Here is a 14,987-nt window from a genome sequence, read left to right as displayed (position 1 = left end):
TGTTGAATGTAAAAATCTCTAATCTCGGAAAGATTATAACGGGAAAAACTCCAAGCACAAAGTGCCCCGAAAACTTCTGCGGACCTTATCCGTTTATAACAATTCCAGATCTTGAAAATAGAAAATATATTATCAATACAGAAAGAACCCTGTCAGAATTTGGTGCTGACACAATGAGATCATGCCTTCTTCCAAAAGGCAGCATTGTTATTTCTTGCATTGCAACATTAGGAAAGTGTGGCATTGTCACCACTCCGTCATTTTCAAATCAACAGATTAATGCACTTATTCCAGATGACAATTTGTCATCTGAATTCTTATATTACGTCTTTTGTACTTTATTACCTGACCTTGAAGCTGTAGCTGGTGGGGGATCTGTCTACGGTAACGTGTCTAAAAGTAAATTTGGAAATATTGAAATTGTTATACCAAACTTCAAACAGCAGCATGCTATAGCCTCCATCCTTGGCTCCCTAGACGATAAAATAGACCTCAACCGCCGGACGAACGAAACGCTGGAAACTATGGCTCGGACGTTGTTTCGGGACTGGTTTGTCGATTTTGGCCCGACACGGGCAAAAATGGCCGGAGAAGCCCCTTACCTCGCACCAGAACTGTGGGAACTCTTTCCCGACGGGCTGGATGAGGAGGGAAAGCCTGAGGGTTGGCTTTATAAAAGCATTTCTAGTCTCGGTGAAGTGGTTTGTGGAAAAACACCTTCTACGAAAAACTCACTATTTTATGGCGATGACGTACCATTTATAACCATTCCTGACATGCACAATAAAGTTTTCACATATAATACGCGGCGATATCTCTCTACTTTAGGTGCTAATTCACAGCATAAAAAAACTTTACCACCTCTTTCCATCTGCGTTAGCTGTATTGCTACTCCGGGATTAGTGACACTGACGAAAATACCTTCGCAAACTAACCAGCAGATCAATGCAATTATTCCTTCCGAAAAAAGGAATGCTTTTTTCATTTATGAGACTATGCGTGCTCTATCTCAAGAAATACAATCGCAAGGAAGCGGTGGGTCCGTTTTCTTCAATCTCAATACCGGAAAATTCAAAGAAATTAACATTTTGCTTCCAACACAGGATATTCTCAATTTTTTTCATAAAAACGTATGTTCAACTTTTGAAAAAATTCTTGACAATGACGAGCAATCCCAAACCCTAACCCAACTCCGAGACCTCCTCCTCCCCAAGCTCATGTCTGGCGAAATCAGCATCCGGGATGCTGAAAAGATGGTGGAAGACGCGGCATGAGTTTTCTGTCCGAAAACGAGATCGAGGACTGGGCCTGCGATATTCTACGTGAATGTGGCTATACCATTGCCTGGGGTCCAGATATTGCCCCCGGCGGAAAAAAGCCTGAACGGGCCTCATTGTCGGATGTTGTGCTAGAAAAACGTCTGCGGACAACGATAAACAAGTTGAATCCGTATTTACCACAGGCCTCAAAGGATGAAGCACTGCTGGCCCTGATGCGGGAAGACACGCCGGACCATGTGGACGAAAACCGCCGCCTACATGACTATCTGGTCAACGGTGTGCCGGTAGATGTGGTACGCAAGGATGGCACCCAGTCTGGTGATCGGGTACGCCTGCTGGATTTTGAGAACCCGGAAAACAATGACTTTCTGGTCGTACGCCAGTTCGTTGTTGAAAAGGACGAAGCCAACCGCAGGCCAGATCTTGTGCTGTTTGTTAATGGCATGCCACTTGGCGTGGTAGAACTTAAAAGCCCCAGTTCCGAGAACGCCACGCTGGATTCAGCCTGGAACCAGTTCCAGACCTACCGCAGCTTTATTCCATCCCTGTTCCGCTTCAATGAAGCCTTGATGATTTCGGATGGGACCCAGGCGCGTATTGGCTCTCTGACAGCCGACCGTGACCGCTTCATGCCCTGGCGCACCGTGGATGGGAAAGAACTGGTTGCAAAGAACCACGAGGAAATGGAAACCGTGCTGCGCGGTGTGTTTACGCCTCGCTGGTTTCTCAACCTGATCCATGACTTCGTGCTGTTTAGCGAGAAAAACGGCAGCCCCATCAAAATTCTGGCAGGCTATCACCAGTTCCATGCCTGTCGAAAAGCCGTGGCGCAGACCGTACGAGCTTCTGCCCCAGGCGGAGATCGCAAGGTTGGCGTGGTGTGGCATACGCAGGGGTCAGGCAAAAGCCTGCTCATGACTTTCTATGCTGGTGTGATTGCCCGCCATCCGGAGATGGAAAATCCTACCATCATTGTCCTGACAGACCGTAATGATCTGGACGACCAGCTCTTCACCACCTTCTCCGGCGCACAGGCCCTTTTGCGCCAGACACCGGAGCAGGCGGACAGCCGGGAAGATTTACAAAAACTGCTCCGGCGCAGCTCGGGTGGTGTGATCTTCACCACCATGCAGAAATTCCAGCCCGAAGAGGGCGAAACCAGCCTGCCCATGCTGACCGACCGGCGCAATGTGGTGGTCATGGCGGATGAGGCGCACCGCAGCCAGTATGGGCTGGAAGCCAAGTTCAACCCCAAGACCGGCAAAATGACTTATGGGTTTGCCAAATACCTGCGCGATGCCCTACCCAATGCGTCCTTTATCGGGTTTACCGGCACACCCATTGAAAATGCCGATGTGAACACACGCGGAATCTTCGGCGATTACATCGACATTTACGATATCGCACAGGCGGTCGAGGATGGCGCGACCGTGCCCATCTATTACGAGAGCCGCCTTGTGCGCATCGAACTGGATGAAGACATCAAAGAAGATCTGGACGATGAACTGGCCGAGATTGTCGAAGGTCTTTCTGAAAATGAGGAACACAAGCTCAGCCAGAAATACTCGCGGGTAGAGGCGCTGGTTGGAGCGGAGCCCCGCCTGCGCAGGATAGCCGAAGACCTTGTGACCCATTTTGAAAACCGCCTGACCGCTCTTGAAGGCAAGGGTATGATCGTGGGTATGAGCCGGGCGATCTGTGTGGCGCTCTATGATGAGATTATTCGTCTGCGTCCTGAATGGCACAGTGATGATGACAATGAAGGCGCCATCAAGGTGGTGATGACCGGCAGTTCATCCGACCTTGCAGCGTTCCAGCCTCATATTGGTAAAAAGCCCAAGGCTCGGCGAGAGCTTCTGGCAAAGCGCATGAAGGATAACAACGATCCGCTCAAACTGGTCATTGTGCGCGATATGTGGCTGACGGGTTTTGACGTTCCCTCCATGCACACCATGTATGTGGACAAACCCATGCGCGGGCACGGGCTGATGCAGGCCATTGCCCGCGTCAACCGTGTGTTCAAGGGCAAGCCTGGTGGTCTGGTAGTGGATTATATCGGTCTGGCCCAGAACCTGAAGACCGCACTAGGCGAATACTCCGCTGGAGATCGTGAACAGGTCGGCATTGACGAGGGCGAGGCCATACGTGCCTTGCAGGAGCGTTACGAAGTCGTGCGGGCCATGTTCAACCCGGGTCAGGCTGGCGGGTTTGACTACCGTCCTGCTTTGCAAGAAGGGGCAGAGACCCAGGACAAGCTGTCCATCATGGGTGGAGCGCTTAACTATATTCTGGGGCAGCAGCATCGGGCCATGGCAAAGGCCAAAAATGATGAAGAGCGCAAGGCTGCCCAGAAACGCTACCCCGATGCGGTCAAGGCACTCTCCGTGGCCTTTGCGCTGGCATCTGCCAGTGATGAAGCCACGAAGCTGCGCGATGAAATCGGGTTCTTTGAGGCCATCAAGGCGGCGTTGGTTAAGAGCGTGAGCACAGGTCGTGATGGACGCAGTGCGCAGGAACGCGAACTGGCCATCAAGCAGCTGGTCAGCAAAGCAGTGATCTCAACCGATATCATCGACATCATGGAAGCAGCAGGTATTGGCAAACCTGATATTTCCGTCCTCTCGGATGCCTTCCTGCAGGAAGTGCGCGAAATGCCCCAACGCAATCTCGCCATTGAGGCGCTTAAGAAATTGCTGGAGGGTCAGATCCGCAGCAGAACCCGCTCCAATATCACGGAAGCCGAAGCCTTCTCGCAACGACTGGAGCAGGCCGTGGCCCGCTACCATGCCAATGCCCTGACATCAGTCCAGATCCTGGATGAACTTATCAGCATGGCACATGACATGGCCTCTGCACGTGATCGGGGCGAGGAACTTGGGCTGACGCAGGAAGAAATCGCCTTCTATGATGCTCTGGCGCAGAACAAGAGCGCCAAGGATGCCATGGGAGACCCGAGCCTACGGGTTATCGCCACAGCGCTCGTGAAAACCATCCGGGAAAATGCCACAGTGGACTGGACCGTCATGGCGCAGGCGCGTGCCAAGATGCGTACTTCTGTCAAACGTCTGCTTCGTCATTATGGATATCCACCGGACATGCAGGACGAAGCTGTGCAGCATATTCTGCGTCAGGCCGAACAGTTTGCACCCATATGGGCTGGTCAAAAATAAATGTAATCTCGAAATTCATAATAAACTAAATATTTTTAAATAATAACAAACAAATACTACATATCTGGATTTATATTTATGAAAATAAATTTTTTCTTCATCAGGAAAAATAGTAAATGGAGGGCTCTAAAAACCCCTTGGTTTTGTGTTCGTATCTATGATTTCATGCCTCCTATGATGATTGGGAGGCATGAAATCATGAAAGTAGTCGGGTTTCTTTGATGTTGAACAGCGCCTTGCTCAGTTGAGCGGGCTGGGGGATCAGCTTGAAGCCTTTTCCTCTGACTGAGGATGTTGAGGCGTTCCGTCCTGATCTGGACAAGGTTCAGGCCTATTCGGATGGCAGCAAAAGTAGCCGTCCGCCCTTTGATGTGGTTCTGATGTTTAAGACCCTGGTGATCCAGACGCAGAACAATTTGTCTGATGACCACCATCAATCAAAACGCCATAATCTTGAAATTAGGAAACAGGAGTTCAAAAAACGGTTCTTCGATCCCTCCATCTAAAGGATCAAGGATTGTCCGTCAGAGCCATCAATGACATCGTTCAGGTGTCAAAAATGACCGTGTGGAGAGCCCTCAGAGATGCCTGTAATTTCCTGAGACTTTACGCACACGGCTATGCATTACCATCAAAACTGTACGCGTTATATACATATTACAAAAATAGGTGACTTTGGGACATCAGATTTTAAAAAAATATATTTCACAGACGTTCCCTTTTTGTGCTAAATTGCCAAAATGAATGACGCTACTTGCCTCACGAATGTAATTCCAGACTATGTATTTGCAAATCTAACAGATGAGGAATTACTTGCGACAAAATTATCTACAGAGGACCCTCGAGCAGAAGCGTCTATAGCTGGCAAATTTCCAGAACATTGCAATTTGGAAGCGGTTCTAAAAAGCTATAATTTTCGCGAGCAGAAGTTACCCTGCGCCATGCCGGGATGCACGGCGAGACACCATAAGGGTTTCTTAGTTCAGGCCGGACAAGAAAAGGGGCTTATTGGAAAGGATTGTGGGAAAAAACATTTCGGTGATTCTTGGGATGAATATCACCAAGCTCTTGCTGATGCGAAGAATAGACAAAATGCACTCCTCAGGAAGGATAATATTTCAAAAATACTTACTGAAGACTCAATAAAAAGTATAAGAGCTTTTAGAGTTTATTTTAGTGAAATCGATGCTGAGATACGTTTAATAAGAGATTTCATTCCTAAAATATTTAGCGAAATCATCAAAAATGTAAGTCGCGGGAAATATTATCTATTTATTGAGGAAAAATTAGATAATAATAGCCGCGATTATGTAGCATCTCAAGGATCTAAGATATCCGATTTTAGGGAAATTATTTTGCATACCTTTCCCTCAAGTGACATCTATCTCTACTCGTTCAGAAGACGTGCAGAAAAATCCATCAGTTTAATAGATGATTACTATACTGTTATGAAAGAAAATTCTATCTCCATTTCAAAAATGAAAATCGCAATTAAAAATTTAAATACAGGCGTTGGTGAATTGATTGAATTATTTAAGAAAATACCTAATGTTCAGCACTTTTTTTCGTTTCATAACATGGCCGGCATCACTAAATGGTCCCAGATGGTTTCCAATATGGAAAAAATTGAACTTTCCCCCCCTAACCAGATAAAGAAAATCATTTCTAGTGATGAAGACACTATAGAGCGGGTCATCCATCTTCCCAGTATAAAAGAAATAAACCATAACATATTATATGATTTATCAGATAAATTTTCTTTTACCTTGTGAGTATCTGGTATGATTTTTATTTATTGGATGAAATACTCAGTCCCAATAAAAATTTTGTCAAACTTTGTCATCGGGAAGATTTCAACAGGCAGGAAGCGAAATCATCCGGGGAAAAAAGTCTCCAGCTCATCACGTCAAGGGAGGAATAAACTCGATATCCGACTCGAATTTATTCGCACCGGCGATTGCCTTGTTGTTAGTCCGCCATGAGACCGCCCGATGGCCTGATCCGCGCGCCTTTTTTACGGGCACCCGCACTGTGCTGGTGAGCTCGGACAATCGTGCTGTCGATCATCATATATCCGTTGTCACGATCGGTAGTCAGATGCCGAAAAACCCGCTCGATGACACCGCTTTCGCACCAGCGGCGCAGACGTCTGTGAACATTCTTCCAATCCCAGAACCGCGCTGGCAGGTCATGCAAGGAAATGCCTACGCGGTAGCGATACAGCACCGCTTCCACAAACAGACGGTTATCGGCGACCGTTCCGCCGACATGACCTTCACAATCTGGGAGAAGATCTTTTATCCGTTCCCACTGGCTGTAACTCAGACCATATTGTCGCATTCATTCTCTCCCTGAAAACAGGGAGGACACATCACAGATCAAACGGGAGTACAAGCCTTATAGCGCCAGATGCTAACTGACGACACGCCCTAGCCTTGACAAGAAAATACTTGAAATTTTAAAAATGCTGCATACCGTGGAAAATAGCAACAACACCAAAAAAACATGGTCGTATTGCTATTTGTAACCCGTTTTTGATGTGATTTAAATATATTATAATTATAAATAACACAAATTTAATAAAAATATAAATATTACACGCACAAATTCTATCTTACTTATTATAGTTGACTAAGATTGCGGAAAATTTAATAATGAATTTAAATGTTATTTAATCAAAGTGACAGTATATAGATGCGCGATTTCACGATTCACAGTCAAACTTTACGACGTCATTTCCAGAAAAGTGATTTTGAGTCTAAAATCTGGTTGGTTGAGCCAAATGATAAAGACGATATCATTATGGAATCACAACGTATTGCTGCGATAGGCTTTAAGACAGTTTCGTTACGATTTAACAAAATTAATGGCAAAGCTGTATTTCGACTAGCATCGCTACCCCAAGCTCTGTTAACACGACATGTTTCTGAAACAATTAGACAAATAACTAATGTTCACCAATCAGACAGAAATTCTATCATTCGCTCCATTCTACAACTTTTAAGTGAAGGAATTTCTTTTAACGTTATTAAAATGGATATTAAATCTTTTTATGAGAACATAAACGTTGAAAATACTATAAAATTACTAAAATCAGACCCTGCATTTTCACGTCAATCTATTTTTGTATTGGAAAGTTTTTTTTCCGCTTTAAAACGGCAGCATATTCCAGGACTACCACGTGGCATTGGTCTTAGTGCCACCCTAGCTGAATATGTGATGAGAGGCTTCGACAGAAAGGTTAGTACACACCCCAATATTCGCTATTACAATCGATACGTTGATGACGCGATTATTATTACAACATCGGATATTGATCCTGAAAAATTTTTGGATGATGCAAAGGATATTCTGCCTCAAGGATTAAATTTCAATGAAAGCAAAACGAAAATTTATAAATTTTCAAACTACTCGAAAAAAGCCTTAACTCATCCTGAGCATATGATTAATTTTCTTGGTTATAAAATAACTATTGATGAAATATGCTACAAAAATAAAAAATTTCTTCGCGAAGTGTCTATTGATATAGCTGACTCAAAAGTATCCAGAACAAAACGTAGACTAGCAAAGATATTTCTAGATTATAATAATAAAAGAAATTTTGACGACCTTTTGAATAGAATGAAAATAATCACAAGTAACTATGGGTATGAAGACCAGATTAGCGGTATGTGGCGCTATTCAGGATTACGGTATAACTATGGTCTTATAAATCCACAACAATCTGATGCCTTGAAGTCTCTGGACAAATTCATGATAAATACATTAACGTCTAAGCATCCTAACAACCGCATCAGGCCAAACATCTCATCATCACAACGCCACCAATTGTTAGGACTTCGCTTCTCTACTGGGTTTACAGAAAATCGTTTTTTTACTTTTAAAAGAGATCATCTGATCCATTTGATTGGTTGCTGGGCTTATGCGTAAAAAAATTATCGCCAAAGGAAATATTAGACGCGGTGACTTCATGCGTGTGGTAGTCACCGATACGCTACCTGAAGAAGTTCCAATAATATTTAGCAATGATGGGTTCTACCTAAATCTATCTAAAGCGCTAATACAAAACAGTGACGCTTCTTCTTTCGTCAAAAAAATTTTAACTCCAGAAAAAACATATACGAAACCATATCGCTATAATGTAATCCGAGACAATTTTTCAGCTCGTGGTTTAAGTTTAATCCATCCGTCAGCGCAGTATGATGCGGCAAAATTTTACCAAAAATACGATACTCTGATTTGCTATTTTTGTTCGAAATCCTCGGCGTCTTTACGTTCTCCCAGAAAAGTCGGAACCACATTTTTTGTAAAAGGTCCCAATAGTACGAAAAATCGTTTCAAGGCTAGTCCTGTCGATTCAGTGTCTATTGAGTCTTCAGTATCTAACCCAGCTTCATATTTTTCTTATAATAAAATTAGTCGTGCGCATCAGTTCTTTGACTCCAATGATTACATGCATCTGGAGAAGAAATTTCATATTTTCAGATCATTGGATGTGAGTAAATGTTTCAATAGTATTTACACACACACTCTATATTGGGCGGTAGATAACGTACAAGCAGCTAAAGATAACACTTCATCAGCAGGCTTTGCAAATGAGTTCGACAGATTAATGCAATCCATGAATTACAACGAAACCAATGGAATATGTATAGGACCTGAAATAAGTCGTGTATTTGCAGAGATAATATTTTCAGAAATTGATAAAAGAGTTATTGAATACGCATCAAAGCGAGGAATTAAATATAAAGATGATTTTGATTTCAAAAGATATGTAGACGATTATTATGTTTTTTCTCACAATGAAAGTATTTCCGATCAAATAACCGCAGCGATCAGTTTATCTCTAGGACAGTTTAATCTGCATTTAAATGAAAATAAAACCGTAACTATTAGTAGGCCATTTTCCACTAAAAAATCACAAGTGATTTCAGATACCAATGATGCATTGATATTTTTCTTCGATAAAATCATTAAAAGCACAAAAATAGATAAAGTAAAAATTTTTACTCCTAAAGAAATTTATCATTCTGATGCATTACTACGTTTGTTAATAAAAAAAATAAAAGCAATATGCTCTCTCCACTCATCTCATTATGAAGCCATTTCAGATTATATTGTATCAGCTCTTAGTAAACGGGTAACTGACCTTTGTTATGCATTCGAAGAACCAAAATTTAATAATAGTGGACTTGAAGAAAATTATATTTCAATATTTTTACTATTAATAGAATCCATATACTTTTTTTACACAGTAAACCCTACTGTTCGTGCATCTCTTTATGTCGCTAGAGCCATAATAATGGCAACAAGATGCTTGAAAGATCACTATCCTGATCGCTTGCCTTTTCTTTCTGAAAATATAATTCGTTGGACTATAGAACTTACTAAATCAATATCCAGAGATGAAAGACATAAAGATTTAACGGCTGTTCCTATTGAAGTATTGAATATTTTACTTCCCATGAAAGAAATTGCTAGACAAGAGAATATTATTAATAATTATCTTACAAAAATGTGTGAAGACATTGATAGTTTTGGTTATTTTGAAATTGTTACATTTTTATTTCTTCTTGAAGGACAAAAATCACATCAAATAATTATAAAGAAACTCTTTGCAAAAGCTAAAGAAATCGTCAATACTGGCTTAGGTCCACGTATCGATTCTCAATCTGCTCATTTAGCTCTTGATCTCTTGGCTTGTCCATTCCTTCCCTTAGAAAAACGTGCTTCCTGGTTTAATATTCTGCGTAGTAAATGTGACTTGCCTAAAATTTCTCGGGAAAAAGCTCAAGCTGCAGTTAAGCAAATGGCATCTACATACTGGTTTGTTAGATGGGATCGTGTCGACCTCTTAGCACTACTGCGCAAAAAAGAGTTGAGTGCCATCTACTAATTAGGCATATTTAGTTTAGAGGCTGTCTTTGACTTGAGAATGCTTTGCCATTCTATTCTCCCGTTTAAAGGCTCGCGTGCGCAACACGTGATCCGGCGACGATGATGAGCCACTGTGCACACACCAAATGTGATTGACAGCCTCGCCACTCATTTATTCCAGTAATATTAAAATATTTTATCTATCTCTTAAATATATCTTGCATACCTTACTATTTCCTCTCCCCAGAATGTTTAACCAAATATATATTTTCTATTTAGGTCATTGGAAGAGAAATCAATATATTCTCTGTGCTGTTTCAATAAGTTATAAAATTTGTCACTGTGGGTTGATGCAGGTTCGAGTCCCGCAGTTTATCCCATCAACTTATGGAAATATAATCGTAGAATAAGAATTTGATTGGTCTACGGGATTTGCTCTTTATATCTTTCCAGCTGGGCCATCGCAGTGTCAGCACGGCCAGATTCAACCGTCACGTTTTTTCAGTCAAGACAATGGAAACCGACCAATCACCAACCCCATGAATATCTATTGTCAGTTGACGAAGCAACGCGAGATCATTATGGGGCGAGAAAAAAATCCTTAATCAACCGAGTTTCTTTTTACGTCCCCTTTTGACTTCAGGTAAGCGCGTCACAATGGCATCCTCTTCTGATTTTTCTTGCTGTAGTTCGGTAATCTCTTGTGACTTGTTATTCCCCAATCCTGATGAGCGCGCTAAACGTGATCGTTGTTCTGAATAAGCTGGCGCGACCATCGGATAATTAGCCGGCAATCCCCATTTTTGACGATAAGCTGAAGGTGTGAGGCCAAACGCTGACATCAGATGGCGTTTGAGCATTTTCACCTTTTTCCCATCTTCTAAACAGATAATATAATCAGGAAACACCGATTTCTTAATGGGCACAGCAGGAACTAACTCTTTATCAGCACTTACGTCCATTTCAACGCCCGCAAGAGCACGATAAATCTGTTGTATCAGTAAAGGTACATCGGAAAATGGTATGGTATTTCCAGACAAATAAGCAACGACAATATCACATGTCAAATGATGCAAATAATTATCTTCGTGTTTATTATGTTCCATAATTTTCAGATCCTTTGGAATATCTTCTTCATAACAAGATAGCTGTATCAACATAAGAAAAAAATTATAAATAGTAAATTGTTTACCAAAAGTAATATACATTCGGTTTTTGCTAGAATTCAGTTTTTCAATGTAGTTAAAAAGACGATAGATAAAACACGAGATATCTGGAATATCATTGATTGGAACGGTTAATTCCATAACGAGATCCAGCGGCTTTAAATCCGATTAAGGTGCGGGCAACTTCCATGCTTGCGCCTTAATCTGCGCTGACACTCCTGGAAACGGGTCAATCCCGACATTCCGTATGAGTGTTGCTACTGTAACCTGCGTGCAGTGTGGATGCTGTTGCGCGTTTTTACACACATATGCCGATGCTTTGTTCTTGCTGGGCGAATAGACTGCTTTCCACGTTGAGGACGGCACGTACACGCGGTCATGCCCCATGGTCTGAATAGGGCGCAAATGAAAAGCAGGGCCTGTCACCACATACAGCTCTCCTTCATCATCTGCCATATCACGCACACGTCGTTCCACACGTGACCAGATGCCTTCATTCAGACTGGCTGTCTGAGGCACCACATTTGAGAGTGCATAAGTCTCTGCCTGGGATGCTTCTGTAGGTTGGTCACCACTCGGTGCCATATGTCCACGGTCATAAATGGAGTTATAATAGTCCTGTAAATCCGCGCTGCCCGCAAACCGAGTGTCTGCATAGAAATGGCCTGCCCTTTTTAGCCTTTCTGCTGCCTCCACATCATCCGACCAGAGATGTTCGGCAGACCAGAGAGGGCCATGCGAAATAGAGGAAGCTAAGGCCGCATAGCCTTTGTTGCACAATAATTGAGTGCCTGCGCTTAGCTTGGAATTTACAATCTTTGGTAGATGGCTATTCGCCCCAAAATCGTTGCAGTTATCTTCTTCTGCATGAAGGGAGCCTGCGTAAAAGACGCAGAGAAATATCAAGGCTAGTCGTCTCATGAGAGGCTGATAACAGAATTAACACGAATTCCCTACCCCTCGACAAAGTCGAAATCCAGCATTCCTTTACGCGTCTTGCTATACTTCGGAAGATACACGCGGGTTTACCTGCAACACATCCTTCAAATCTGCAACGCATGCTGATTATGACGCATCGAAGTTTGGCCCTACTTGATACGGCTGGCGCTGGATGACGTTCAGAAGGCAACGCAAGTGTATTCTTCTACGCTCACCTGGCGAAAATATTTTCTACATATCAAAACATCATCTCGATTTTACATGCGAAATAATTTTTCTGTTATTGAAATGGCGACCACTAGAATGTCAGTTTGCAATGAATTTCTGTCTGCGCGAAAGTTCTTCCTCATCTTTACGAACAGATTATTTCGGCTGATATAAAAGAGCATATGTACTATGGTTTCAAACTTGAACAATAAGGCCCACATCAGAATGTCAAGACATTGGTCATCAGATCCTTATTTCGTGGATGCGCTTGATAAATATACTGCCCTACGGAACGCTGGACAGAAAACTCTCGAATTAGACCTGGATAAGATTGAAGAAGTTATCTCAAATAGGAATGGTCCAGCTTATCGCCTGTTTGATGCCATGGTTAACATTAAGGAAACGGAAGGAGATGAAGGCTATCGTGGTGCACCGCGCATTTTGCTGGCAATCCTTGAGCACCTTGGCGAGATTTCCAAACAAAAACAGACAGATTAATTCCGCATCATCAATGCCCACATATCCCGTTATTCCTGTTCGTTTAGCACATCTTCATAATGGTTTAGCGGGATATTAATATTATCGCAGGTAGGTATGGGGAAGATGACCGATTTTGAATAAAAGACGGAGTTAGAAGTCAAGTAAGTTTAAGTATTGTAAATGGCTGGCTTTGCCATTTCCTGATGACATTCAGGCGTGATTAAACTGAGGGATATCCGAAGTCATCGGCGCGATATAGTCCTTCTACCATCGCGTTTGATGCCTAACCGTCAAAACTAGTTAGTATGCTGCCAACGTGATTTACGGTCGAGGCTTCGTGTGTCCTCAACCGCCATTGCGCTATTGGATTTAAGCCTAATGGCGAAAACGCATCCTTAGCGTGGTTCAGGCGCAGCCGACAGTCCGATCCAAAGGACAATATGCAATGCTGTAACGTTAAACTGCATTCGTCACGAATTTGGAGGAGAGGACTTACCCAGCCTGTCAACTGTAGCCTGATCGGACGCGGCCGCACAAAGAGCGTCCCAATCGTCTGGCGGGTTGCCCTTCTGCAGCATCGCCTTGAAAACTTTGTAGGCGTCAGTCCTTGAACCATAGGTGCGCAATTTCGTCTCATCGTTCACCCAAGCGAAGATGATGATTTTTTCGGCCGAACTATAGCGGAAGAACAGGCGAAAGCGACCATTCCCGAACTTTGCCCTAAACCAATGCTTGTGCGCTTCACCAAGCGTTCCGCCTTGTCTATAGACGGCTGCTGTCGGATCGGCAGGGATTGACTGGAAGAGCAGCTTGTTCAAGGCGGCCAATAACTTCGTGCTCGGTTTCTTTTGATATTCGTGGGGCTTTTTTTCCTTCAACTCCTCAACAGCGCCGATGAGCTTTTCCAACTGATCGAGAAAGAGCGGATGCGCGAGGATGGTCCAGCCATTAATCGTCAGCATAGTCAGAGCGCCACATCACCTTCAATCTCATCATCGAGATCAACGTCCATATTCCCGACGAGCGCGGCTACGCGATCAGGCAAACTGGCAGGGAGGTTGACAAGGCGTGGACGGGAATGGTCGAGCATGTCCTTCTCCAGAAATTCGAGGAAGCGCTCAACGACTGGGTCGCTTGTCTCTTCTGTGGCCTTCTCGACATGAACACGGCGCTGATCGTCCACGACGAACGCAATACGCCCACCATAGTCTACACCTAAAGCCTTCCGGACGCTCTTGGGAATAGTCGTCTGACCCTTAGCGGTGATAGTGCTTTCTGCTTTCAGCAAGTCGACCATGGCTTAACTCCAGTTTTAACTTTCTTCATAAGTAAGGAAATTCCCTTACTTTGTCAAGATGGTCATGCCTCGGCTCAGGACCTAATGGTTTGATTGCGGAAATCTGATTCAGGCTCTGTGAAGTGACTGGAGATGAGCGAGATGTTTTGGCTGACGAACGAACAAATGGAGCGTCTGCGGCCCTTTTTCCCAAAGAGCCACGATAGAAGCCCGTGTTGATGAGTGTCCCAACTGATCTACCCAGTGACGCCGTTGTCAGTCGCGGCAGGGAGATAATCAACAGGTCTTCATCACGGAAACAATGGTTTCCTGATATTCTGCTTTTTTGCCGTGTGTCCACTGGACCAATGCAGGTAAAAACATGACCGCAATCAGGAAATTTCCCGATTTATTGCCGGGCTTTACTTGGCGGGATATCGAGGTGAATGACGTGCGGATCCGCACGGCTAGTCGCCGCAAACAACAAAGCAATAACTGCATGATATACGGTGACTACGCCTATCCTTTACTGCATATGGTGACAATGTATGCACGGAACGCAATCAATGGATTAAAACGCCGTTATTTTAGA

10 protein-coding genes and 2 pseudogenes are annotated in these 14,987 nt (G+C 43.6%); 7 read left to right on the top strand and 5 right to left on the bottom strand.

Annotated elements, in window-relative coordinates:
• The first annotated feature begins 2 nt into the window (after window positions 1–2).
• The 4 genes and pseudogenes from EOV40_RS14425 to EOV40_RS14410 all read left to right on the top strand — a co-directional run bounded on the left by EOV40_RS14425 (window position 3) and on the right by EOV40_RS14410 (window position 6,222).
• Window positions 3–1,274, top strand: coding sequence for a restriction endonuclease subunit S (locus EOV40_RS14425; protein ID WP_128106445.1), 1,272 nt, complete (start codon window positions 3–5; stop codon window positions 1,272–1,274).
• Window positions 1,271–4,450 carry a type I restriction endonuclease subunit R gene (locus EOV40_RS14420; protein WP_128106444.1) on the top strand — a complete coding sequence of 1,060 codons (3,180 nt, stop codon included), beginning with the start codon at window positions 1,271–1,273 and terminating at the stop codon, window positions 4,448–4,450. The genes EOV40_RS14425 and EOV40_RS14420 overlap by 4 nt, the downstream gene beginning before the upstream one ends.
• A gap of 244 nt (window positions 4,451–4,694) precedes the next feature.
• Window positions 4,695–4,878, top strand: a pseudogene (locus tag EOV40_RS14415) (IS5/IS1182 family transposase); the annotation flags it as partial.
• 312 nt (window positions 4,879–5,190) lie between these two features.
• The gene (locus EOV40_RS14410; RefSeq protein ID WP_128106443.1) at window positions 5,191–6,222 is read left to right on the top strand and encodes a hypothetical protein; all 1,032 of its coding nucleotides are present in this window, start codon (window positions 5,191–5,193) and stop codon (window positions 6,220–6,222) included.
• Window positions 6,223–6,410: 188 nt separating this feature from the next.
• On the opposite strand, the pseudogene EOV40_RS14405 reads toward EOV40_RS14410, so the two are convergent.
• Window positions 6,411–6,790: pseudogene (locus EOV40_RS14405) on the bottom strand (IS5 family transposase); the annotation flags it as partial.
• 354 nt (window positions 6,791–7,144) lie between these two features.
• Between EOV40_RS14405 and drt3a the strand changes: the two are divergent.
• Both drt3a and drt3b read left to right on the top strand, forming a co-directional pair.
• Window positions 7,145–8,380 (top strand): antiviral reverse transcriptase Drt3a, encoded by a 1,236-nt coding sequence (gene drt3a, locus EOV40_RS14400; protein ID WP_128106442.1) that lies wholly within the window; start codon window positions 7,145–7,147, stop codon window positions 8,378–8,380.
• Entirely contained in the window at window positions 8,373–10,346 is a 1,974-nt protein-coding gene (gene drt3b / locus EOV40_RS14395; protein ID WP_128106441.1) for an antiviral reverse transcriptase Drt3b, read from the top strand. Before drt3a ends, drt3b begins: the two co-directional genes overlap by 8 nt.
• A 586-nt stretch (window positions 10,347–10,932) precedes the next feature.
• Here the strand turns inward: drt3b and EOV40_RS14390 are convergent.
• Entirely contained in the window at window positions 10,933–11,433 is a 501-nt protein-coding gene (locus tag EOV40_RS14390) for a MucR family transcriptional regulator (RefSeq protein ID WP_128106487.1), read from the bottom strand.
• Between the two features lie 228 nt (window positions 11,434–11,661).
• Entirely contained in the window at window positions 11,662–12,414 is a 753-nt protein-coding gene (locus EOV40_RS14385) for a DNA/RNA non-specific endonuclease (protein WP_128106440.1), read from the bottom strand.
• A 483-nt stretch (window positions 12,415–12,897) separates the two neighbouring features.
• Between EOV40_RS14385 and EOV40_RS14380 the strand changes: the two genes are divergently transcribed.
• A complete protein-coding gene (locus tag EOV40_RS14380; protein WP_244297079.1) occupies window positions 12,898–13,137 on the top strand; it encodes a hypothetical protein in 240 nt (79 codons plus the stop codon).
• A gap of 452 nt (window positions 13,138–13,589) precedes the next feature.
• On the opposite strand, the gene EOV40_RS14375 is transcribed toward EOV40_RS14380, so the two are convergent.
• Window positions 13,590–14,081, bottom strand: coding sequence for a type II toxin-antitoxin system YhaV family toxin (locus tag EOV40_RS14375; protein ID WP_020936679.1), 492 nt, complete (start codon window positions 14,079–14,081; stop codon window positions 13,590–13,592).
• Between the two features lie 2 nt (window positions 14,082–14,083).
• Entirely contained in the window at window positions 14,084–14,416 is a 333-nt protein-coding gene (locus EOV40_RS14370; RefSeq protein ID WP_099542213.1) for a type II toxin-antitoxin system PrlF family antitoxin, read from the bottom strand.
• Window positions 14,417–14,987: the final 571 nt, after the last annotated feature.

It is taken from the genome of Acetobacter oryzoeni (genome assembly GCF_004014775.2).
Classification (GTDB): Bacteria; Pseudomonadota; Alphaproteobacteria; order Acetobacterales; family Acetobacteraceae; genus Acetobacter; species Acetobacter oryzoeni.
The sequence above is the reverse complement of the archived record's forward strand: the minus strand, read 5'-3'. Positions and strand labels throughout refer to the sequence as shown.

What these genes read in the sequence shown, in the direction of transcription:
- EOV40_RS14410 (WP_128106443.1), top strand. Translation starts at nt 5,191, where the DNA reads ATGAATGACGCTACTTGCCTCACGAATGTAATTCCAGACTATGTATTT.
- drt3a (WP_128106442.1), top strand. Translation starts at nt 7,145, where the DNA reads ATGCGCGATTTCACGATTCACAGTCAAACTTTACGACGTCATTTCCAG.
- EOV40_RS14370 (WP_099542213.1), bottom strand. Translation starts at nt 14,416, where the DNA reads ATGGTCGACTTGCTGAAAGCAGAAAGCACTATCACCGCTAAGGGTCAG.
- EOV40_RS14420 (WP_128106444.1), top strand. Translation starts at nt 1,271, where the DNA reads ATGAGTTTTCTGTCCGAAAACGAGATCGAGGACTGGGCCTGCGATATT.
- EOV40_RS14385 (WP_128106440.1), bottom strand. Translation starts at nt 12,414, where the DNA reads ATGAGACGACTAGCCTTGATATTTCTCTGCGTCTTTTACGCAGGCTCC.
- EOV40_RS14390 (WP_128106487.1), bottom strand. Translation starts at nt 11,433, where the DNA reads ATGGAACATAATAAACACGAAGATAATTATTTGCATCATTTGACATGT.
- drt3b (WP_128106441.1), top strand. Translation starts at nt 8,373, where the DNA reads ATGCGTAAAAAAATTATCGCCAAAGGAAATATTAGACGCGGTGACTTC.
- EOV40_RS14375 (WP_020936679.1), bottom strand. Translation starts at nt 14,081, where the DNA reads ATGCTGACGATTAATGGCTGGACCATCCTCGCGCATCCGCTCTTTCTC.